The organism is Streptomyces sp. NBC_01334 (genome assembly GCF_035983595.1).
Taxonomy (GTDB): domain Bacteria; phylum Actinomycetota; class Actinomycetes; order Streptomycetales; family Streptomycetaceae; genus Streptomyces; species Streptomyces coriariae.
Map to the genome: position 1 here is coordinate 5188207 of NZ_CP130718.1, position 19761 is coordinate 5207967.

The following is a 19761-nucleotide window of genomic DNA, read 5'->3' on the forward strand; positions in this document are numbered from 1 at the left end:
GGTGACGGGTGGGTACGGTCCAGACTTCTGTGACCTGCGGGGCGCGCGCAATCGTGGAGCACCACGAGGCGGACCACGAGAGCAAGCCCCCCACCACCACGATTCACCTGCATCGTCGCAGGTCAGAGCTTTTTCGGTCGATGCGCGCCGGGGCACCGTGAGCCTCGCCACAACGGCCGCGCGGACCCGTACCGAACCGCACGACCTCTACGTGTACATGGACAAGTCCGATGTGCCCGACAGCAGGAGGCAGGGATGACCGGACCGTTGCGGGAACGCGAGGACGCGCACGCGCTGCTCACGGCGGAGGCGGAGCGGGCCCGAGCCGGCGGAGGCCGTCTCGTACTGCTGCGCGGCGCCACGGGCACCGGCCGGTCCGCCGTCCTGGAGGCCGCCGCCGCGCACGCCACCCACCTCGGCCTGCGGGTGCTGCGCGCCCGCTGCTCGCCCGACGACATCGCGCTGCCGTTCTCCTCGGTGCTCCATCTCCTCGGCTCCGTACCCGAGTTCGCGGACGTCGGCCCGGGCGACGACGACCGGGGGAGTGCGGCGCGGCTGTGGCGGCTGCTGCGTTCGTACGCCGACGAGTCACCGCTCATGGTGGCCGTGGACGACGTCCACCTCGCCGACGAGGCCTCGCGGCGCTGGTTCGTGGAGGCGGCCCGCCGTATCGACCGATTACCGGTACTCCTGGTGGCCACCGAGCGCAGTCAGTACGACATCGACCCGCGGCCCGCCGGTCTCACCCACGCTCTGTCCCCGTCCGTGGTCCGCACCCACACCCTCGCCCCGCTCACCGACAACGCCTCGGCCGATCTGGTCCGGGCCGCCTTCCCGACGGCCTCCGACCGGTGGACGGCGGACTGCGTGCGGGCCGGCGCGGGCAGCCCGCTGCTCCTGCACGCCCTCCTCGACGACCTCGACGGCGCCCCGCCGCCGACGGCCGTCCCGAGGACGTGCGCCGCGCTGTACCCGGGTTCCTACCCGGCGGCCGTCTCCTGGTGGCTGGACAGCGCGGGCCCGGCGACGGCGGAGGTGGCCCGGACCCTCGCGGCCCTGGAACAGGCGGAACGCACGGCACAGGCGGAACGGGCCGTACGGGCGGCGGAGCGGGAGGGGAGCGCCGTACGGGCCGAGCGGGCGGAGAACGTCGAGCGGACGGCGAGCGCCTGGCGGGCGGAGGGCTCCGTTGCCCGCAACGCCGTTCCCGTCCCCCTCCCCGACCTCGGCCCCGTCCCTGCTCCCGACAGCGACACCCACGGCGACACCCACGGCGACAGCGACACCGTGACCGAAGCCGCCCATGAAGCCCTGCCCGCCACCGAAGCCGCCACCGACGCCCTCGCCGCGCTCGTCGCCGACGCCTCCGGCGCCGACCCGGCCCGTGTCTCCGGGTGGTTCACCGCGATGACCCGGCTCGGCGTGCTGCGTCCGGACCGGGCAGGCCGCCCCCGCTACGCGCACCCGCTCCTGCGGGACGCCGTCCTCGGCGGCTGGTCCCCCGCCCGCCGTCAGGACGCGCACCGGGCGGTCGCCCAGGCGATGCTGCGCCGGGGCGACCACCTCGACGCCGTGGCACGGCAGTTGCTGGGCAGCGCGCCCACCGGCCTGCCCTGGGCGCTGCGTGTGCTGCGCGACGCCGCCACCGTGGCCGCCCGGGACGCCCGCCCCGGCGACGCCGTCCGCTACCTGCGCCGAGCCCTCCAGGAACCGTTGCCCGACGACCTGCGGCAGCGGCTGCTCACCGAACTCGGCTCCCTGGAGTACGCCTCGGCCGACACCCCGGCGGGCATCCCACGGCTGGCCGAGGCGCTCGACCTGCCCGCCGAACCCCGTGACCAGGTCCGTACGGCCATCGCGCTGGGCACCGCGCTCGTGGGCCGGGGGGAGGTCCGTACGGCGGTGGAGGTGCTGCGCCGACTGGAGGGCCGACTGGCCGGCCACCCCGACCTGGCGCGGGCCCTGCAGACCGCGTCCGCGTTGCTCTCGGACCAGGACCAGACGGTCCGCAGGGAGGCCTACCGCTGGCTCACCGACACCGCCGAACGCTCCCCGGAACTCGTCGGCGCGTCCGGGCAGGCCCTGCTCGTGCGGTACGCGGCGACCGCGGGAGACCTCCCGGCGCGGGAGGCGATGCGACGGCTGCGCACCCTCCTGACGGAACCCGCCGATCCCCTGGCCGAGCCGTTCCTGCTGGGCACGGCCGCGGCGGTGGCCCAGTGGGCCGACGAACTCGACGAAGCCGAACGCCTGGTGGAACGCGGCCTGGCCGGCCAGCATCCGAGCCTCCTGCACCCGATGGAACAGGCCCTGCTGGACACCAGGTGGGACATCGCGGCGGCGCGGGGCGCGTACGGCACGCTGCTCGCCGCCCTCCCCGAGGCGGGCCGTGCCCGGCGCACCGGCGGCAGCCCGGTCAACGCCGACGCGCACACCCTGCTCGCGCTGGTCGAGACGGGCCGTACGCCCGAGGCCCGCCGGCTGGCCGACACCTTCGACCTCCGCGACACCCCGGACTCCTGGGAGCTGAACCGGTTCCTTTACGCGCGGGGCGTGCTGCGGTTCACCGAGGGGGATGTCGCGGGCGCCCTGCACGACTTCCTGGAGTGCGGTCGACGTCAGTCCGCCCGCGCCGTGCACAGTCCGGTCGTCACTCCGTGGCGGACGGCGGCCGCGGAGTGCCGGCTGGCGCTGGGCAACTCCCAGGAGGCGCTGGCCCTGGCGACGGAGGAACTGCGACTGGCCCGGGTGTGGAACACCCCGCGCACGACGGGACGGGCGTTGCGGGTCCTGGGCCGGGCGACCCGGGGCCGGCGGGGCCTGGAACTGGGCGCCGAGGCGGTGGCCGTCCTCCGGGACTCCCCGGCCGAGGCGGAACTCGTGGCCTCCCTCCTCGCCCACGGCCGGCAGTTGACCGCCGCCGGTGAACGCGGGCGGGGCCGCGACCATCTGCGGGAGGGCGCCGAACGCGCAGAACGGCTGGGCAGCGTCCGCCTGCTGACCTACGCCGAACAGGCCCTCCGCACCGCCGGTGGCCGCCGCACCACGCCCGCGCACACCGGCTCCGGGGCCCTCACCGGCAGCGAGCGCCGCATCGCGGAACTCGCGGCGGACGGCCGCACCAACACCGAGATAGCGGATCTCCTGCACGTGGCCCGCCGCACCGTGGAGACCCACCTGACCAGCGCCTACCGGAAGTTGGGCATTCGGCGCCGGGGCGAGTTGCGGGGTGTGCTGGACGACTGAGGCGGCTGCGTGGCACGGGGTCGTCGCGCGCCGCCGGACCTACGATGAGGAGATGGCCGTCGACCTCTTCGCAGGCATCCCCGTCAACGACTACACAGCGGCCCTCGCCTGGTACGAGCGGCTGCTCGGCGCCCCGCCGGCGTTCTTCCCGAACGACACGGAGGCGGTCTGGGAGCTCGCCGAACACCGCTACCTGTACATCGAGCACCGTCCGGGCCACGAGGGCCACGCCCTGAACACCCTCTTCGTCGACGACCTCGACACCCGGGTCGCCGCCATCGCCGACCGCGGTCTGACCCCGACCCGCCGCGAGACCTACTCCAACGGCGTGCGCAAGGTCACCTTCCACGACCCGGACGGCAACGAGATCGGCTTCGGCGGGGCCCCCGTCTGACCGCCCGACGCCCCCTGACTAGCGTTCGAACCGCCAGGTCAGGCTTGCGCCCGACACCCGCACCACCCGCACCGGGATGTCCACCGTCGTGCCGTCGCCGCGCCTTCCCGTGCAGGTGAGCCGGGCCCCCGTGACCGCTTTCAGGCCGGTCGGGCACGTGACGTGGACCTTCGAGCCGACCCAGGGGAGCGGGTGGTAGAGGCTCTGGGTGCGTCCGGCGACCGTGCCGGGGGCGAGCGCCCGGTGCCCCTCGACCAGGACGGTGTCGTGCGCGTCGAGTGCCGTGGTCGACTCCTCGCGCGAGACGAGGTGCGTGGCCAGAGCGACCAGGACGAAGACCGCGGCCGCGCCGCCGACGAAGCCGACGAGGAACCTGCTGTCCGGCATGAGGGGAACGTACCAGCCGTCGCGGCCGGAGCCACTCGACCGTTCGGCCGATACCGCCGCCCCTGCCTGCGCCTACCGTGAGCTCCATGAGATCCGCCTGGCTACGGGGTTGCGCACGGGGCGCCGCCGTCGGCGCGCTGCTCGCCGCGTCCGCCGTCGACCTGATGGTCGCGAGCGAAGAGGGCTACGACGTGTGGCGCCCCGCGGTCGTCCTCACCGTCGGCCTCGCCGCCGTCCTGTGGCCGGCCGCGCGGCGCCCCGCACGGCTCACCCCGCAGCTGCGCACCGCCGTGCCCGCGCTGGTGTCGGTCCTGTACACGGCCGCCGCGGTCGTCCTGAACCGCAACGCCCCGTTCGGGCCGGGCGAGCTCGCCGTCCTGCTCTGCCTGCTCTTCGTCGCCGTACGGCACTGCCCGCCGCGGTGGGTCCTGGCGTGCGCGGCGCTGGACGCGGGCGCGCTGCTCGCCATCCCGGCCCGCTCCTACCGGCTCGCGTGGTCGGGGGAGGGGCTGGCCTATGTCGTCGTCGGGCTGGCGCTCGTCCTGCTCGTCGCCGCGTTCGCCGCCTATCTGCGGTCGCTGGACTACCGCCGTACCGTCGCGGTGGACGAGACGCGCCGCGAGGAGCGCCTCGCCATCGCCGCCGACCTGCACGACTTCGTCGCCCACCACGTCACGGGGATCCTCGTCCAGACGCAGGTGGCCCGCATGATGGCGGCCGGGCGGCCGGATACGCGGCCGAGTCCGCGGCCCGAGGAGCTCGACCCCGTCCTCGCGGGCATCGAACGCGCCGCGACCGAGGCGCTCGCCTCCATGCGCCGCACGGTCGGTGTCCTGCGGGACACCGCGGAGGCCGAGCGGCGGCCGGTCGGCGATCTCGCCGCCATCGCCGGTCTCACCGAGGGCTTCGCCGGACCGGGCCAGCAGGTCGTCCTGCACCGCGACCCCGCTCTCTCCGACGACCTCCCCCACGAGGTGCAGGCCGCCGCGTTCCGGGTCGTCCAGGAGGCCCTGACCAACGTGCGGCGGCACGCCGCCGACGCCGCCACGGTCACCGTCCGCCTCGGCCGGGACGGCGACCGCCTGGACGTCACCGTCGTCGACGACGGCCGCGGCGGCACCCAGCTACCCGCCGAGGCCCGCGGCGGCGGCTTCGGGCTCGTGGGTCTGCGGGAGCGGGTCACGGCCCTGGGCGGCGAGCTGCGCACCGGGCCGGTACCGGCAGGTCACGGCCAGGGGTGGGAGGTCAGGGCCCGGTTCCCGGCGCGCTGAGGCCGCTGTGACAGGCCTGTGACCGGAGGAGTGGCTTCCGCCACAGCCCGCCCCGGCCCGCCCTGGTGGGGTGACCGGATGCGTACCGCCCTCTCCGTACTGCGCCGCTGGCTGCCGCCGCTCCTGGTACACCTGCTGATCGGCCTTCCGACGGCCGTCGTCCTGCTGTGCGCGCGCTGGTACCTCAGCCACGGGCACTGCACCTACGAGGACCTCGGCCGCCGCGACCTGGACCACTGCACGTACGACCAGATCGAGGACGGCGGTTTCGTGCGGATCACGCTCGTCCTGTTCGCGGTGTTCGTCGCGCTGCTGCTCGTCCTCTTCGACGGTCTGCGCCCTCTGTCGAAGGGGCGCCCGCTCAGGCCCCGGCTGCTGACCCTCCCCGCGATCCTGCTGCCCTACGCCGTGTACGCCGCCGTCGGCGGGTGAGCGCGGGCCGATCGCGCGACGGCCGGAGCCAGGTGACGCGGATCACTTCCCCGCACCGATCACTTCCCCCTTCGGCGCCGGTCGTACGGACATGACTGAAGCTGTGAAGGGCCCCGCGAGTTACTTCCCGTCGATCGAGAAGAAGTACGGACGTCCGATCGCCGAGTGGAAGACCCTGATCCGGGCCTCGCCGCTCACCCGGCACATGGAGCTCGTCGCCTGGCTGAAGACCGAGCACGGGCTGGGGCACGGCCACGCCAACGCGCTGGTCGCGCACACGTTGGCGGAGGACACCGGCGTGTGAGCCCCCGCCTGCCCCCGGCCCGGTCTCAGCGGCCGTTCGCGGTGTTGCCGTTGCCCTTGGCGGGGGAGCGGCGACGGCCCTGGGAGGTGGGTCGTCCGCCCTGGGAGGTGGGACGGCCGTTGCCCTGGGCCGCGGGACGGCCACGGCGCGAGCGCGCGGTGGACGCCGAGCGCGCGGGGCGCTCCTCGGTGACCGCCGGAGCGAGGACGACGGGCACGCCGGAAGGCGCCTGCGCGCCGGTGATACGGCTCAGCTCGGTCTCGCCCGAGCGGACCCGGGTGGTCTGCGGGGTGATGCCGGCGTCGGCCATCAGCCGCGTCATCTCCCGGCGCTGATGGGGCAGGACCAGCGTGACGACGGTGCCGGACTCGCCGGCGCGTGCCGTGCGACCGCCGCGGTGCAGGTAGTCCTTGTGGTCGGCGGGCGGGTCGACGTTGACGACCAGGTCGAGGTTGTCGACGTGGATGCCGCGGGCCGCGACGTTGGTCGCCACCAGCACCGTGACGTGCCCGTCCTTGAACTGGGCCAGCGTCCGGGTCCGCTGGTTCTGGGACTTGCCGCCGTGCAGGGACGCGGCGCGCACCCCGACCGCCAGCAGCTTCTTCGCCAGCCGGTCCGCCGCGTGCTTGGTGTCCAGGAACATGATCACGCGTCCGTCGCGGGCGGCGATCTCCGTCGTCGTGGCGTGCTTGTCCTCGTCCTCCACGTGCAGCACGTGGTGCTCCATCGTGGTGACGGCGCCCGCCGACGGGTCGACCGAGTGGACGACCGGGTCGTGCAGGTAGTTCCGCACCAGCCGGTCGACGTTGCGGTCCAGGGTGGCCGAGAACAGCATCCGCTGGCCGTCGGGAAGCACCTGGTCGAGCAGCTGCGTCACCTGCGGCATGAAGCCCATGTCGGCCATCTGGTCGGCCTCGTCGAGCACGGTGATGGCGACCCGGTCCAGCCGGCAGTCGCCCCGGTCGATGAGGTCCTTGAGGCGGCCGGGCGTGGCCACGACGACCTCGGCGCCGCCGCGCAGGGCGCTCGCCTGCCGGCCGATCGACAGACCGCCGACCACCGTGGCGAGCCGCAGCCGCAGCGCGCGGGCGTAGGGGGTGAGGGCGTCGGTGACCTGCTGGGCCAGCTCCCGCGTGGGGACGAGGACCAGGGCCAGCGGCTGCCGGGGCTCGGCCCGCTGTCCGGCCGTACGGGCCAGCAACGCGAGCCCGAAGGCGAGGGTCTTGCCGGAACCGGTGCGGCCACGGCCCAGGACGTCCCGGCCGGCCAGCGAGTTCGGCAGCGTCGCGGCCTGGATCGGGAACGGGGTGGTCACGCCCTCGGCACCGAGGGCGGTCAGCAGCCGCTCGGGCATGTCGAGTTCGGCGAACGACTCGACCGCCGGCAGTCCCGGGGTGAGGGTGACGGGCAGCGCGAATTCACCGCCGGACGCGGCGGGACGACTCCCGCGTCCACTCCGCCCGGGCTTGGCCGAACGGGACGGTGCGCCCTGGCGCCGGTCCGTACGGGAGCGGACGGAGTTGTTGCGGTTCATCCGATACCTTCCTCGAAAGGGCAAAATGCCATGGGACGGGGCCCGCACTCAGGAGTGCGGGCCCCGGCCACGTAGTCCGCGTGATGCGCAGCCGATCGCGTCAGCGTCAGCGTCAGGCGGCGTCAGGCGGTTCAGGCGGGCTGGATGTTCTCCGCCTGCGGGCCCTTCTGGCCCTGAGTGACGTCGAAGGTAACCTTCTGGCCTTCCTGAAGCTCACGGAAGCCGGACGTGGCGATGTTCGAGTAGTGGGCGAACACGTCAGCGCCGCCACCGTCCTGCTCGATGAAGCCGAAGCCCTTTTCCGAGTTGAACCACTTCACGGTGCCAGATGCCATGTTGAATCTCCCTATGGGGCAATGCCCGGACTCCGCACCTTGCGGACCCGGGTGCGGCAGGATCGGGAAAGCCCCAAAAACAAAAAGAGTGCCCGTCGACGGAAGGTCGAAGAGCACTCAAAAGCCTCTGGTAACCGAAACTGCCACTTTTATCACGGTAGCACACGTCCGGATGCGGGGCCGGGGACCGGGAGAGCACGACCGCGACGTGTTGAGGACGTCGTCCCAGGCATATGAGTACCCGTACTCAAGAGGAACACTCCCGCCGCGCGGCAGGCTGATCGCACACCCGGTGCGGCCGTCGAGCCGACCGGCCGTCGAGCCGTGCAGAGGAGCCGACCGTGCGCAGGACCAGGACCAGGAGCCGAGGGGGAGTGGGCCGCGCCCTGGCCGGTGCGGCCGTGGCGGCCGCCGTGGCCGTCGTGACGCTGACCGGCTGCTCCTTCCAGATCGAGGAGGCGAGCTGCGGCGGCGGCGAGTACCCGGTGCTGGCGGTGAACAGCGGTGGCAGCGACTGTGTGCCGGACGGCGAGGAGCCGGCGCAGGGCTGGGCCCGCTATCCGGAGGGCAAGGTCCCCGAGAAGGTCGGCGACAAGTGGGACACCTACTGGAGCACCCACACCCTCGACGAGAACGGCGAGATCATCGAGCTCCCCGAGGGCGGGTGAACGCCCGTTGTATAACGGGATGATGATTTATCACGTCGTACCGCTCGACGAGTGGAGCACCGCCCCGGAGCGGCCCTACGCGCCGGCCTCGCTCGCGGAGGACGGGTTCGTGCACTGCTCGCCCGACGAGGCGACCACGCTCGCCGTCGTCAACGCGTTCTACCGGACCGGCCCCCGGCCGCTGCTGGCGCTCGTGCTCGACGAGAGCCGGCTGACCGCGACCTGCGCGTGGGAGGCGGCCGCGCCCGCTCCGCCGCCCGGGGTCGCCGAAGGCACCCTGTTCCCGCACGTGTTCGGCCCGATCGACCGGGACGCCGTGACCCGCGTCATGGAGGTCCGCTGGGACGAGAACGGCCTGGCGACCGGCCTGACGGACATCGGCTGACGGACAGACGGCCGGCGGGCGTCGGCGCTGGCGGCCTGGCGGCGCTCGGACGGTGGCGTGGGCGAACCCCTACGGTTCTCCCGCACCACCGTCCGGCGGGCCGTCTCGGCGGCGCAGCTTCACCTTGCCGAGCGCGGCGACGCCGACGGCTGCGAGGGCGTGCTCAGCTCAGAGGTCGAACTCGTGCGGCGGCAGGTCGAGGGTGAAGCACGCCTCCCGTACGACGGCCTGCTCGGTCTTGTCGAAGTCGCCGTCGGCGCCGCCGATCACGATGCCGATCTGGATGACGGCCCGTGCCTCGGCCGGCTTCTTCTTCGCCTTGGCGATCTCCTGGAGAACACTGACCTTGCCGAAATCGAAGTCGGTGGTCAGCTTGTTGAGGTTGTCGTCGAAGCGCCGCTGGAGATCCGTGGCGTCGAAGTTCTGCAGCACCTCGTTGGAGGCGATCAGCTGCGCCACCCGGCGCCGCTCCGCGGGGTCGATGGTGCCGTCCGCCGCCGCGACCAGGGCACACATCGCCATGCTCGCGTCGCGGAAGGCGCCGCTCTTGAGGTCGTTCTTCTTCGACACGAGCTGGGTCTGCATCGTCGACGCGGACTCCTTGATGCGGTCCCACAGGGCCATGAGAACTCCAGAAGGTCGGGGCGGAGTAAGTGACTGCACAAGATCTACAGCAACGTAGAAACTAACGGCCGCCTCGATAAGTTCCCTCAGGACTCCTCAGCCCCTCGGATCTCCTCAGTCCCCTCGATCTCCTCCCGATCCCCTCCGTCCCCCGTGCCCCGGGGCGAGGAACAGCAGGAGCGAGCCGAAGGGCAGCGCGATATGACGCAGACGCGCCCGAGCAGGGGACGGAACGGTGGAGTCGGTCGTCGTCGGGCAGGGATCGGCCTTGGAAAAAGGGCGTGTTGCGGACACGGGCGGCCTCCATGGGGCGCCGGAATGCCGGGAGGAGACCCGCCGGGTCGTACGACCGCACGGCGGGTGGAGAGAATCAGTGACCCGGTGTCAACAACACGCAGCCGGGCGTCGGCACAGGTGCCCGGTCAGCCGAGGCAGATCAGGCCCAGCAGACAGACGTCCGTAGGCGAGGTCCCCGCGGGGGCGGTGCTCGTCGAGGAGGACGACGAGGAGTTCGACGACGACGGCGAGGACGAAGAGGACGACGACGAATTCGAGGAATCCGAGGCGGAGTTCGAGTTCGACGACTGCGTGCCGTCGGTCGCGGTGGAGGCGGACGACTGCTGCCCGCTCGCGCCGCTCGTACCACTCGTGCCGGTGGTGTCCGTGGTGGCGGCCGTGCCGGTGGGAGCGGTGACCGTTCCGTCGCCGGACGAGGTTCCGGTCCGCTGCCGGGGGACCGACGGCACCGTGGCGGGGGAGGGGGCCAGCGAGTCCGAGTGGGTGTTCGTCGACGACAGAGGGGTGCCGGGCGAGGGCGAGGCCCGGTGCGCGCCGGAGCGGCTCACCGTCGGCAGGGTGTGCTCCAGGGTCGGTTCCTCACCGCCCGCCGTGGTCGGGGTCTCCGGCGTCGTGGCCGCCTGTGCCTGGTCGCCGCTCTGGCGGTCCATCGCGGCGAAGGACAGCCCGCCTCCGACGAGGGCGACGGCCGTCGCGACCACGGCTCGGCGCTGGTTCTTCTTCCAGCGGGCCAGCTGTCGCCGACGGGCCGCCCGCCCCTGCCGCGCGTAGGGAACGGCCGTCGCGGACGGCACGCTCTCGGAGTCGGGCGACGGGGCGGCCGACGACGCGGTGTCCGCGTACGACCCGGTGTCCGCGTACGTCGTCGACGGAGGCGTGAGTCTCGCAGGTGTCGGCTCCGGCCCCGGGGTCGACATCCGTGTCGTCGTCGCGACCCGGGCCGGGGCGATGCGGCGGTCGACCGTGACCGGCGCGATGTCCGGAGCGTAGGCGCCGCATCCAGGGCACACCAGGGCGCCGTTGAGATGCCGGCGACACGTGGAGCAGTAGTCCATCTGCGGTCTTCCTACGCGGGGGTCCGATGGCCGGAAACGCTAACGAGTCGTTCGAAAGACTGTGTGCAGTCTGTGTGACGCTCCTGCACGGATCCCTTGAGGAGATCGGGCGCACACGAGCACACACCACACTTCCGTCCATAGATGTGAACAGAGAACAGGTACGCGTCTCTTGACGGGGTCACGCCACGCCCCTAACTTCCGGGAGAAAGCGCTTTCTGGTCCGGCCGACCCGCACTCGTTCCGTTCCTGGAGATGAATCATGCAGCTGAGATCCGTCATGGCCTGCGTCAGCCTGGTGGCAGGAGCGCTCGTCGCGCTGTCCGGCACCACGGCCCAGGCGGCCACCACCACCCGCTACGAGGCGGAGACCTCCCCGGCGGTCTGCGCCGGCACCATCGACTCCGACTGGACCGGCTACTCCGGCAGCGGGTTCTGCAACGGCACCAACGCGACCGGTGGATACGCCCAGTTCACCGTGAACGCGGCCACGGCCGGCACGGCGACGCTGAACGTCCGCTTCGCCAACGGCGCCGGCACGGCTCGCCCGGCCTCCCTGGTCGTCAACGGCACGACCGTGCAGACGCCGTCCTTCGAGGCCACCGCCGCCTGGTCGACCTGGGTCACCAAGACGCTCACGGTGTCCCTCAACGCGGGCAGCAACACCGTCCGGCTCGCCCCGACCACCGCGGCCGGCCTGCCCAACGTCGACTACCTGGAGGCGACGACCGCCGACAGCACCACACCCCCGGCCGGCGGCGCGCTCTACGTCTCACCGAGCGGCACGGACGGCGCGGCCGGCACCCAGTCGGCCCCGACCACCCTCACCTCGGCGATCAGCCGGGTCACCGCGGGCGGCACGATCTACCTGCGCGGCGGGACGTACGCCCCGTCGTCGACGGTCACCGTCCCGGCGACCAGCAGCGGCACGGCCGGCGCGCTGACCACCCTGTCCGCCTACCCGGGTGAGACGCCGGTCCTCAACTTCTCCGCACAGAGCGAGAGTTCGTCGAACCGTGGACTCCAGCTGTTCGGCTCGTACTGGCATGTCTACGGGATCGTCGTCGAACACGCCGGTGACAACGGGATCTACGTCGGCGGCAGCCACAACGTCATCGAGCGCACCGTCACCCGCTTCAACCACGACACCGGGCTCCAGCTAGGCCGGATCGCCTCCAGCACGCCCGCCGCGCAGTGGCCGTCCGACAACCTGATCCTCTCCGCCGAGTCGCACGACAACGCCGACTCCGACGGCGAGGACGCCGACGGCTTCGCCGCGAAACTCACCACCGGAACCGGCAACGTCTTCCGGTACGCCGTCTCGCACCACAACATCGACGACGGCTGGGACCTCTACACCAAGACCGACACCGGAGCCATCGGCCCGGTGACCGTCGAGGACTCCCTCTCCTACAGCAACGGCACCCTCTCCGACGGCACCGTGAACACCAACGGCGACCGCAACGGCTACAAGCTCGGCGGCGACGACATCGCCGTCAACCACGTCGTCCGGCGCAGCATCGCCTACCGCAACGGCCATCACGGGTTCACGTACAACAGCAACCCGGGCTCCATGGCCGTGTCGAACAACCTGAGCATCGACAACGCCGAGCGCAACTACTCGTGGGACGCGGGGACCTCGGTGTTCCGCACCAACACGTCCTGCCGGTACAACGTCAGCGGCTCCAACGACAAGACGGTCGGTGACGCCGACAGCACCAACCAGTTCTGGACCGGCACCAACGGCTCCCGTTGCGCCTCCTCCTACGGCGGCGCCCTCGCCTGGTCCTTCGCCTCGAACGGCCAGCTGGTGGTGACGCTGGGCGGCACCAAGGTGACGCTGTAGCAAGCGGCCGGTACGGGTGCGAGGGGAGGCCCCTCGCACCCGTACGCGGTGTTCTCCAGTTGTCGGCAGCTGTTTGCACCTGTTCCCAGCGGTGTCCGGCCGTGTCTAGCCGTCGATGTCGAGCGCCGTCCCGTACAGCCGGTCCACCTTCAGCCGGACGACCACGCGGCGCTCGGCGACCTGTTGCTCCAGGAACCCGTCCTCGTCCTCGGGCCGCGCGTCCGCCGGGATCATCCCGAGGAGCTCCCGTCCCACCGCGTCACCGGGGACGACCGTGACCCCGGAGACCTCGGCCTCGCCCTCTGCGACGGCGAACGACCACACGTCGTCGCCCGGTACGTGCAGGGCGGCATGCGGGTCGCGGCGCAGGTGCTGCAGCTTGATGCGGTCGGCCGTCGTCGAGAACCGCACGATCCGGGCGTCGGCGTCCCAGCTGTAGAGCATCGTGGTCAGGTGCGGGTGCCCGGTGCGCCGGATGGTGGCGAGCGTGCCGAAGCGCTGTCGCCCGAGCAGCTCGGAGAGTGCTTCGTCGGACAGCGTGCGAGGTGCGGGCCCTTGAGTCATGACGTGATCAACTCCCTTGAGCCCTTGGGTATTTCAACTCACCTGATGGCTCTGCCGGGGATCTTGTGATGGACGGGGCGTTCAAAAAGGGGTGGACGCCCCCGGGATACTGGTTGTCATGGCCGTCACCCAGCAGCTTGCCCGAGTCTCTGCGGAGTATCTCGCCGACTGCCGGACACGCGCCGAGGAGTCCTTCGAAGGCGATCACCAGTGGGACCCGCCAGCGGCTGACTGCCTCGACTTGGACTGGGCGCCGGCCATGCTGGAACGTGCGTGCGAGATCGCCGGAATCGGCGAATTGCACCTCGCCGCGCTCAGGCGCGCCACCGACGGCGGTGTGGCGACGGATGTCGGTTTCCTCAACGCTCACCCTCATGCCATCGGGCCCTTCGGTCCTGCACCGGCCGCCCTTGAACCGTTGGCAGCCAGGCGAGTCTCCGGTCTGCTCGGGGAGATCGACCTTCAGGCCGTTCTGGCGATGCTGCCACTCGACATCCGTGAGGCAGGAGCATTGATCGGCCACGGAGCCGAAGGCCTCGTCGACGGGCCCAGAACGTATCTGATGGACCATTTCGATGCTCTTCGCAGGTTCTATGCGGGAGCCTCGAAGGGGGGCCTTGCCGTCGTCTCATGGTGGGACTGACGCCCCGAGGCGGGCCGGCCCCGCAAGTAGGGTCCCGGGCGAGGGCTACGTGATCGGCGGGGGCGGATATGTCGGGACAGTTGTTCACCTTGATCGGTGTGTTGGTCGGGGCGGCGGCCTCGTATGTCGGTGGGGCCCTGATGGAGCGGGCCCGATGGCGGCGCCAGCTCACCACGAGGTGGGACGAACACCGTCTGGACTGCTATCTGCGCTATGCCGACGCGGTGAAGCGGTTCACGTCGCTGGCGGGCCGGCTGGCGGCGGGTAAGGGCCTTTTCCATCTTCCTCAGCCACTCGCCGAGGAAACCGGTCTGGAGCTGATGGCGGAAGCCGAACTGGAGCGCGGCTACGCCTTCGAGGCCGTCCTCCTCATGGGCGACGCGGAGACCATCTCGGCGGCCAGAGCGCTTCAGCGCCACGCCTGGGTCCTGGAACAGTTCGTCCGCGACATGCGCCCTGGCACACCGGACGACTGGATGAAGGCGTTCCGTGAGTTCCAGGAGAAGCGTGACGAGTTCTACGTAGCCGCCCGCGACAGCCTGGGCGTGCACGCCAAGTTCCGGCTGCGCTCGGAGGATCCCGCCCTCCTCGCCACCGATCCCCGCCATATGTAGACGACCCTCGGCTACGGGTCGTCGAGGCGGGGGCTTCGAGGCGTTCGGCCTCGCGGGCGCCCCTCAACCAGCCGAAGGACCGATCAGGGCGTCGAGTTCGGCGGTGAAGAGCAGGGCGGGGTCGAAGCCCATTCCGTTGAAGTGGCCCGCCAGTTCGAGGGACAGGACGCCGTGCAGGCGGGTCCAGCAGGTCAGGGCCCGGTGGAGGGCGGCGGGTGGGGCGGGGTGGCCGCTCGTCCACTGGTCGCCGAGGCCTTCGAGGCGGGCGGTGAGCGGGGTCGGCGGGCCGTCGGCAGGCAGGCCGGCGCAGGCGTCGAGCAGGGCCGTCATGATCTCGGACGCGATCGTGGTGACGTCGTCGGGCGCGTGGTAGCCCGGGACGGGCGTGCCGTAGACGAGGAAGTACCGCTGGGGATCGTCCAGGGCCCAGTCGCGCAGCGTGTGTGCCAGTCCGGTCAGGCCGCCGCCCGCGGCCGAGGTGGTGCGGAAGGCGTCGGCGAGGCTTCGGTACGCGTCCCGGACGAGCTCGGTGATCAGCTCGTCGCGGCCGGCGAAGTACCGGTACAGCGCGGGTCCGCTCATCCCCATCTGCTTGGCGATCGCGTTGAGGGAGAGCGCGGACGCCCCCGCCGTGGCGATCTGTTCCCACGCGCGCTCCTTGATCTCCGCCTGAACCTGGGCGCGATAGCGCTCGCGCGGGGTCGTCGTACCCGTCTCCGCCATGGCCTGCCGCCACCTCTCCGCTCTCGAGGTCTCAAGTTTCTCGAGGTCTCGAGCTCACACGCGCTCGCGTCTATAGCCTCAAGAATTAGTTAGAGGCTATCACGGAGGTTATTGACACTCCCCTTCGATCTGCGTTACAACTTCTAACGAACGCAAGCAGAGGTAACGCTCACTGGAGGCTGTCATGAACGCCGAGGGACTCGTCGAGGTCGTCCTGCCGGGCAAGGTCGAGCCGGAAGGGCTGCGGATCCGGCACGGAGCCGTCCCCACTCCGGGCCCCGGGCAGGTGCTGATCCGGATGGAGGCGACCGGGGTCTCCTTCGCCGAGCAGCAGATGCGCCGCGGCCGCTACTACGACCAGCCGCCGTTCCCCTTCGTCCCCGGCTACGACCTGGTCGGCACGGTGCTGACGACCGGCGACGGCGTCGAGCCCGGCCTGGCCGGCACCCGGGTGGCCGCCCTGCTCAAGGTCGGCGGCTGGGCCAGCCATGTCCTCGTCGACGCCGCCGACGTGGTGCCGGTGCCCGCCGGGATCGACGCGGCGGAGGCGGAGACCCTGGTGGTCAACGGCATCACCGCCTGGCAGATGCTGCACCGCAAGGCACGGGTCCGCGCGGGCGGCACCATCGTCGTGCACGGCGCAAACGGTGGCGTCGGCTCGGTCCTGGTCCAGCTGGCCCGGGCCGCCGGCATGCGGGTGATCGGCACGGCGTCCACCCGCCACCACGACGCCCTGCGGCAACAGGGAGTCACCCCCGTCGACTACCGCACCGCCCACCTGGCCGCGCGGATCCGCGAACTCGCCCCCGGTGGCGTGGACGCCGTCTTCGACCACGTCGGCGGCCGGGGCATCGTCGACTCCTGGCGCCTCCTCGCTCCCGGCGGCACGCTCGTCTCGTACGGCACCGCCTCCACCCGGGACGACGAGGGGTCCAAGCAGTGGCCCGTGCTGAAGCTGCTCGGCCGGCTGTGGCTGTGGAACGCGCTGCCCAACCGGCGCCGCGCCTACTTCTTCAACGTCTGGGCCGGCCGCGCCCTGGCCAAGAACCGCTTCCGGGCCCGTCTGCGGACCGACCTCACCGAGCTGTTCGCCGCCCTCATCCGCGGTGATGTGACACCGCGGATCGCGGCCCGGCTCCCGCTCACCGACGTCGCCGACGCTCTCCGTCTGGCCGAGTCCGGAACGGTCGCGGGCAAGGTCGTCCTCCACCCGTAGGTGTCCTTCACCCGTACACCTCCGGCATTCGCAGGCGGGGGTGCTCGCACCCGCACCCCCACCCCGTACTTCTCGCACGCCTCACCCCAACCGGCCCACCCGCCAACCGGCCCACCAGGCCTTCAGACCAAGGGAATCCTCATGCCCGGCACCAGGACCAGGACGCTGACGTTCGCTCTCCCGCTCGCACTCGCCGTCGTCGGCACCCTCGCCACCGCGATCCCCGCCGCCCAGGCCGCGCCCGCCCGGGCCGGCGCCCACCACAGTCGTACGTCCCAGTGCCGAGGGCAGGGCGTGGACGCCTCCGCCCGTATCCGCTACCACTCCGACGTGGTGATCAAGGCGCCGCTGAGCACCGTCTGGAAGCTCCAGACCGACGTCGAACGCTGGCCGTCCTGGCAGCAGCCCGTTCTCACCGCCGAACGCCTCGACACCGGCCGGCTCGGGAAGGGCTCGCGGTTCCGCTGGACCACCCCGGCGCCCGCCACGCCCACCACCCCCGCGACCACCCTCGAGATCACCTCCACCGTCCGCCAACTCCAGCGCGGGGCCTGCGTCCTGTGGAGCGGACCCGCGATCGGCCAGGGCCTGCGTATCGACGAGGGCGTTCACCTGTGGACCTTCACCGAGGTCAAGGGCGGCGTCCGTGTCCACACCGAGGAGACCTGGACCGGCGCCCAGGTCGAGGCCGACGTCCCCACCGCGACCGCGGCCCTCGGCGCGGGCCTCGAAGCCTGGCTCCACGACCTGAAGACCACCGCCGAGCACCGCCGGAAGTGACGGCGCCCGCGTGCGAACCTCTACGCCGGGGTCCGTACGGGCCGGGGGGGCGAGTGTGGCGCAGGTCACGGGAAGTCGGTGTCGTGTGCCGGACAGCTCATTGAGGTGAGCACTCATATGCGTACCCGGGTACGGGCCGGGGAGTCGAGCGCGTTCGCGGAGTTGTTCGACAACTACGCCCGCGCCGTCTACAACCATGCCTTCCGGCTGACCGCCGACTGGTCGACGGCCGAGGACGTGATGGCCGCGACCTTCATGGAGGCGTGGCGGCTGCGCGACCGGGTCGATCCCGAGGGCGGCTCCCTGCGGCCCTGGCTGCTGGGCATCGCCACCAACACCGCGCGCAACCAGTACCGCAGCAACCGGCGGTACCGGGCGGCGGCCGGCGCCGCCGCGGCCGCCGAACTGTCCGTGCCCGACCACGCCGACGAGGTCGCCGACCGGATCGACGACCGGCGGCGGCTCGCGACGGCCCTCACCGCCCTGGCCGGTCTGCGCAGACCGGAGCGCGAGGTCGTGGCGCTCTGTCTGGGGGAGGGGCTGGACTACGAGGCCGCGGCCGAAGCCCTGGGAATCCCGGTCGGCACCGTCGCCTCCCGCCTCTCCCGGGCCCGGAAGAAACTGCGGGCGCTGGCCGCGGACGAACCGGTCCGCCGCCCGGCCTTCCGCCCGGCGCCCGACCGCACTCCCGACCGGACTTCCGAGAAAGTTCGCGGAAATCGGGAAGGCGGCCGCACCGGTCGACAGACAAGAGGCGATCACACCAACGTGGTCCGGCCCGCGCAGGGAGGAAACCGATGAACGCGAACACGTCCCGGCAGAGTCCGGCCGAGGGGGAGGAGAGCGCACAGCTCTTCACCCGGACGGCGCGTGACCTGCCGTCGGGTCGTCACCAGTTCCACAAGGAGCGTCTGATGGCCCAGATCCACGAAGCGCGACAGGAAGAGCGACAGGAACAGCGCACGGCGGCCGCCCCGGGCGGCACCCGGCGGCTGCGGCTGCCGCGCCCGGCGATCACGCTGCCCGTGCTGGCCGCCGCGCTGGCCGGGGTGGTCGTCGCCGGAGTGGTGCGGACCGGGGGTGACGGGGTCAGGGACAGCGGTGTCGCCACCGGACCGGCCCTGACCACGACCGTCGGCGTCGCCACCACCAAGGGCCTGCCCCAGCTGCTCGACCAGATCTCGCTGGCGGCCGCCGAGGACGACCACCCGGTGGTCAAGCCCGGTCAGTACATCTACATCGAGTCCAAGTCGGCCGACACCTTCCTGAAGACCGTCGACGACAAGACCAGCCTGGCCAGTCACCAACTGCACACCCGTCAGCTGTGGGAGTCCCCGGACGGCACCAAGGGCTGGCTCATCGACCCCGCCGTCAACGACAGCCCCGAGGGCGAGACCCTGAGCCTCCCCGACGAGCTGGGCAACACCCCGAAGGCGCACCTGGGCGCCCCGTCGTACGACTACCTGGCCAAGCTGACCACCGACCCCGACGAGCTGCTCGCCAAGATCTACAAGGAGACCGAGGGCCAGGGGAACACCCCGGACCAGCAGGCCTTCTCCACCATCGGTGATCTGCTCTCCGAGAGCTACCCGCCGGCGGAGCTGTACTCGGCGCTGTTCAAGACCGCCGCGAAGATCCCCGGTGTCGTGGTCGTGAACGACGCGGTGGACGCGGTCGGCCGGCACGGGGTGGCGGTTGCCCGGCTGGACGAGGCCAGCGGCCAGCGCGAGGAGTGGATCTTCGACACGAAGTCCCACGTCTTCCTCGGTGAGCGCTCGGTCCAGGTGAAGCAGCTCAGCGGGACGGACGCCCTGATCAAGCCCGGCACGGTCACCTACACCAGCGCCATCCTGAACCGGGCGATCGTCGACGGCATCAAGCAGACGCCGTCCCAGGCCGGCTGAGCCGGGTACGCGGTCAGCCGGTGACGTCGAAGACGGCGGCACGGGACACGAACGCCGTGCCCCCGTCCTCGGCGGTCGCCAGCGCCGAGACGTGCCAGCTGCCCCGGGGCAGCTCGGCCGCCTCCGCCTCGGTGACCTTCAACGTGTAGGTGCAGCGCGCCTTCTCGGCCGTAACGCTCCGGCACACGGCGCTGTCCACGTCGTCCTTGCGCAGGTCGTCCTCGGTCGGGTCGAGCTTCGAACTGACGGGCCAGGCAACGACCTTGAGGCCCCGGACGCCCGAGTCGTCGCTCACGTCCGCGGTGAAGGTGAGGGTGCCCGCACCGCCGCCGGACGGGGCGACATGGCGGGCCGAGCCGTTCGCCACGGTCGGCTCGGTGGCGCCGTAGGCCAGGGCGAGACCACCGGCGGCCACTCCGCCGAGGACGACGACACCGACGATCGACGAGACGAGAACGCGCTTGGACATGGGAGATCCCCCTGGATTCGCTGGATCGGCTGGATTCGATGCACTCGATGAACTCACTGAGTTCGCTGGG

At 71.8% G+C, this 19761-nt stretch carries 22 protein-coding genes; 14 read left to right on the forward strand and 8 right to left on the reverse strand.

What is annotated here, in order from left to right:
* Positions 1-255 precede the first annotated feature (255 nt).
* Positions 256-3246 (forward strand): helix-turn-helix transcriptional regulator, encoded by a 2991-nt coding sequence (locus OG736_RS23270; RefSeq protein ID WP_327184152.1) that lies wholly within the window; start codon positions 256-258, stop codon positions 3244-3246.
* Between the two features lie 52 nt (positions 3247-3298).
* Positions 3299-3640 carry a VOC family protein gene (locus OG736_RS23275; RefSeq protein WP_327184153.1) on the forward strand — a complete coding sequence of 114 codons (342 nt, stop codon included), beginning with the start codon at positions 3299-3301 and terminating at the stop codon, positions 3638-3640.
* Between the two features lie 18 nt (positions 3641-3658).
* Here OG736_RS23275 and OG736_RS23280 read toward each other — a convergent pair whose 3' ends face one another.
* Complete coding sequence (locus OG736_RS23280) at positions 3659-4027, reverse strand: DUF4333 domain-containing protein (protein ID WP_327184154.1); 369 nt, start codon at positions 4025-4027, stop codon at positions 3659-3661.
* Positions 4028-4113: 86 nt separating this feature from the next.
* Between OG736_RS23280 and OG736_RS23285 the strand changes: the two genes are divergently transcribed.
* The 3 genes from OG736_RS23285 (at position 4114) to OG736_RS23295 (ending at position 6034) form a co-directional block, all read left to right on the forward strand.
* Positions 4114-5298 (forward strand): sensor histidine kinase, encoded by a 1185-nt coding sequence (locus OG736_RS23285; protein WP_327184155.1) that lies wholly within the window; start codon positions 4114-4116, stop codon positions 5296-5298.
* A 78-nt stretch (positions 5299-5376) separates the two neighbouring features.
* Positions 5377-5730 carry a hypothetical protein gene (locus OG736_RS23290; RefSeq protein ID WP_327184156.1) on the forward strand — a complete coding sequence of 118 codons (354 nt, stop codon included), beginning with the start codon at positions 5377-5379 and terminating at the stop codon, positions 5728-5730.
* A 91-nt stretch (positions 5731-5821) separates the two neighbouring features.
* Entirely contained in the window at positions 5822-6034 is a 213-nt protein-coding gene (locus tag OG736_RS23295; RefSeq protein ID WP_267019284.1) for a DUF4287 domain-containing protein, read from the forward strand.
* 25 nt (positions 6035-6059) lie between these two features.
* Here OG736_RS23295 and OG736_RS23300 read toward each other — a convergent pair whose 3' ends face one another.
* Together OG736_RS23300 and OG736_RS23305 are read right to left on the reverse strand one after the other, a co-directional pair.
* Positions 6060-7568, reverse strand: coding sequence for a DEAD/DEAH box helicase (locus OG736_RS23300; RefSeq protein ID WP_327184157.1), 1509 nt, complete (start codon positions 7566-7568; stop codon positions 6060-6062).
* Between the two features lie 131 nt (positions 7569-7699).
* Complete coding sequence (locus tag OG736_RS23305) at positions 7700-7903, reverse strand: cold-shock protein (RefSeq protein ID WP_020133270.1); 204 nt, start codon at positions 7901-7903, stop codon at positions 7700-7702.
* A gap of 374 nt (positions 7904-8277) precedes the next feature.
* Between OG736_RS23305 and OG736_RS23310 the strand changes: the two genes are divergently transcribed.
* Positions 8278-8571: an SCO0607 family lipoprotein gene (locus tag OG736_RS23310; RefSeq protein WP_327187689.1), complete on the forward strand. Its 294-nt coding sequence runs from the start codon at positions 8278-8280 to the stop codon at positions 8569-8571.
* A gap of 22 nt (positions 8572-8593) precedes the next feature.
* The gene (locus OG736_RS23315; RefSeq protein WP_327187690.1) at positions 8594-8956 is read left to right on the forward strand and encodes a DUF952 domain-containing protein; all 363 of its coding nucleotides are present in this window, start codon (positions 8594-8596) and stop codon (positions 8954-8956) included.
* A 168-nt stretch (positions 8957-9124) separates the two neighbouring features.
* Here the strand turns inward: OG736_RS23315 and OG736_RS23320 are convergent, their stop codons facing one another.
* Together OG736_RS23320 and OG736_RS23325 are read right to left on the reverse strand one after the other, a co-directional pair.
* On the reverse strand, positions 9125-9580 hold the full coding sequence (locus OG736_RS23320; protein ID WP_020133267.1) for a tellurite resistance TerB family protein: 456 nt from the start codon (positions 9578-9580) through the stop codon (positions 9125-9127).
* A 422-nt stretch (positions 9581-10002) separates the two neighbouring features.
* Positions 10003-10932 carry an SCO2400 family protein gene (locus OG736_RS23325; RefSeq protein WP_327184158.1) on the reverse strand — a complete coding sequence of 310 codons (930 nt, stop codon included), beginning with the start codon at positions 10930-10932 and terminating at the stop codon, positions 10003-10005.
* A 262-nt stretch (positions 10933-11194) separates the two neighbouring features.
* Between OG736_RS23325 and OG736_RS23330 the strand changes: the two genes are divergently transcribed.
* Positions 11195-12778, forward strand: coding sequence for a right-handed parallel beta-helix repeat-containing protein (locus OG736_RS23330; RefSeq protein WP_327184159.1), 1584 nt, complete (start codon positions 11195-11197; stop codon positions 12776-12778).
* Positions 12779-12883: 105 nt separating this feature from the next.
* Here OG736_RS23330 and OG736_RS23335 read toward each other — a convergent pair whose 3' ends face one another.
* Complete coding sequence (locus OG736_RS23335; RefSeq protein ID WP_327184160.1) at positions 12884-13342, reverse strand: TIGR03618 family F420-dependent PPOX class oxidoreductase; 459 nt, start codon at positions 13340-13342, stop codon at positions 12884-12886.
* Between the two features lie 118 nt (positions 13343-13460).
* On the opposite strand from OG736_RS23335, the gene OG736_RS23340 reads away from it, so the two are divergent.
* Positions 13461-13985, forward strand: a complete 525-nt coding sequence (locus tag OG736_RS23340) for a DUF1877 domain-containing protein (protein ID WP_327184161.1) — start codon at positions 13461-13463, stop codon at positions 13983-13985.
* A gap of 89 nt (positions 13986-14074) precedes the next feature.
* Positions 14075-14599 carry a hypothetical protein gene (locus OG736_RS23345; RefSeq protein ID WP_327184162.1) on the forward strand — a complete coding sequence of 175 codons (525 nt, stop codon included), beginning with the start codon at positions 14075-14077 and terminating at the stop codon, positions 14597-14599.
* Positions 14600-14662: 63 nt separating this feature from the next.
* Here OG736_RS23345 and OG736_RS23350 read toward each other — a convergent pair whose 3' ends face one another.
* On the reverse strand, positions 14663-15322 hold the full coding sequence (locus OG736_RS23350) for a TetR/AcrR family transcriptional regulator (RefSeq protein ID WP_327184163.1): 660 nt from the start codon (positions 15320-15322) through the stop codon (positions 14663-14665).
* Between the two features lie 184 nt (positions 15323-15506).
* On the opposite strand from OG736_RS23350, the gene OG736_RS23355 reads away from it, so the two are divergent.
* From OG736_RS23355 to OG736_RS23370, 4 genes are all read left to right on the forward strand, one after another.
* Complete coding sequence (locus tag OG736_RS23355; protein ID WP_327184164.1) at positions 15507-16538, forward strand: medium chain dehydrogenase/reductase family protein; 1032 nt, start codon at positions 15507-15509, stop codon at positions 16536-16538.
* Between the two features lie 141 nt (positions 16539-16679).
* Positions 16680-17318: an SRPBCC family protein gene (locus tag OG736_RS23360; RefSeq protein ID WP_327184165.1), complete on the forward strand. Its 639-nt coding sequence runs from the start codon at positions 16680-16682 to the stop codon at positions 17316-17318.
* A 117-nt stretch (positions 17319-17435) separates the two neighbouring features.
* Positions 17436-18119, forward strand: a complete 684-nt coding sequence (locus OG736_RS23365; RefSeq protein ID WP_327184166.1) for an RNA polymerase sigma factor — start codon at positions 17436-17438, stop codon at positions 18117-18119.
* Positions 18116-19222, forward strand: a complete 1107-nt coding sequence (locus OG736_RS23370) for a CU044_5270 family protein (protein ID WP_327184167.1) — start codon at positions 18116-18118, stop codon at positions 19220-19222. The genes OG736_RS23365 and OG736_RS23370 overlap by 4 nt, the downstream gene beginning before the upstream one ends.
* A 13-nt stretch (positions 19223-19235) precedes the next feature.
* On the opposite strand, the gene OG736_RS23375 is transcribed toward OG736_RS23370, so the two are convergent.
* Positions 19236-19691: a DUF5707 domain-containing protein gene (locus OG736_RS23375; protein WP_327184168.1), complete on the reverse strand. Its 456-nt coding sequence runs from the start codon at positions 19689-19691 to the stop codon at positions 19236-19238.
* Between the last annotated feature and the right edge of the window lie 70 nt (positions 19692-19761).

What these genes read in the sequence shown, in the direction of transcription:
- OG736_RS23270 (WP_327184152.1), top strand. Translation starts at nt 256, where the DNA reads ATGACCGGACCGTTGCGGGAACGCGAGGACGCGCACGCGCTGCTCACG.
- OG736_RS23275 (WP_327184153.1), top strand. Translation starts at nt 3,299, where the DNA reads ATGGCCGTCGACCTCTTCGCAGGCATCCCCGTCAACGACTACACAGCG.
- OG736_RS23280 (WP_327184154.1), bottom strand. Translation starts at nt 4,027, where the DNA reads ATGCCGGACAGCAGGTTCCTCGTCGGCTTCGTCGGCGGCGCGGCCGCG.
- OG736_RS23285 (WP_327184155.1), top strand. Translation starts at nt 4,114, where the DNA reads ATGAGATCCGCCTGGCTACGGGGTTGCGCACGGGGCGCCGCCGTCGGC.
- OG736_RS23290 (WP_327184156.1), top strand. Translation starts at nt 5,377, where the DNA reads ATGCGTACCGCCCTCTCCGTACTGCGCCGCTGGCTGCCGCCGCTCCTG.
- OG736_RS23295 (WP_267019284.1), top strand. Translation starts at nt 5,822, where the DNA reads ATGACTGAAGCTGTGAAGGGCCCCGCGAGTTACTTCCCGTCGATCGAG.
- OG736_RS23300 (WP_327184157.1), bottom strand. Translation starts at nt 7,568, where the DNA reads ATGAACCGCAACAACTCCGTCCGCTCCCGTACGGACCGGCGCCAGGGC.
- OG736_RS23305 (WP_020133270.1), bottom strand. Translation starts at nt 7,903, where the DNA reads ATGGCATCTGGCACCGTGAAGTGGTTCAACTCGGAAAAGGGCTTCGGC.
- OG736_RS23315 (WP_327187690.1), top strand. Translation starts at nt 8,594, where the DNA reads ATGATTTATCACGTCGTACCGCTCGACGAGTGGAGCACCGCCCCGGAG.
- OG736_RS23320 (WP_020133267.1), bottom strand. Translation starts at nt 9,580, where the DNA reads ATGGCCCTGTGGGACCGCATCAAGGAGTCCGCGTCGACGATGCAGACC.
- OG736_RS23325 (WP_327184158.1), bottom strand. Translation starts at nt 10,932, where the DNA reads ATGGACTACTGCTCCACGTGTCGCCGGCATCTCAACGGCGCCCTGGTG.
- OG736_RS23330 (WP_327184159.1), top strand. Translation starts at nt 11,195, where the DNA reads ATGCAGCTGAGATCCGTCATGGCCTGCGTCAGCCTGGTGGCAGGAGCG.
- OG736_RS23335 (WP_327184160.1), bottom strand. Translation starts at nt 13,342, where the DNA reads ATGACTCAAGGGCCCGCACCTCGCACGCTGTCCGACGAAGCACTCTCC.
- OG736_RS23340 (WP_327184161.1), top strand. Translation starts at nt 13,461, where the DNA reads ATGGCCGTCACCCAGCAGCTTGCCCGAGTCTCTGCGGAGTATCTCGCC.
- OG736_RS23350 (WP_327184163.1), bottom strand. Translation starts at nt 15,322, where the DNA reads ATGGCGGAGACGGGTACGACGACCCCGCGCGAGCGCTATCGCGCCCAG.
- OG736_RS23355 (WP_327184164.1), top strand. Translation starts at nt 15,507, where the DNA reads ATGAACGCCGAGGGACTCGTCGAGGTCGTCCTGCCGGGCAAGGTCGAG.
- OG736_RS23360 (WP_327184165.1), top strand. Translation starts at nt 16,680, where the DNA reads ATGCCCGGCACCAGGACCAGGACGCTGACGTTCGCTCTCCCGCTCGCA.
- OG736_RS23365 (WP_327184166.1), top strand. Translation starts at nt 17,436, where the DNA reads ATGCGTACCCGGGTACGGGCCGGGGAGTCGAGCGCGTTCGCGGAGTTG.
- OG736_RS23370 (WP_327184167.1), top strand. Translation starts at nt 18,116, where the DNA reads ATGAACGCGAACACGTCCCGGCAGAGTCCGGCCGAGGGGGAGGAGAGC.
- OG736_RS23375 (WP_327184168.1), bottom strand. Translation starts at nt 19,691, where the DNA reads ATGTCCAAGCGCGTTCTCGTCTCGTCGATCGTCGGTGTCGTCGTCCTC.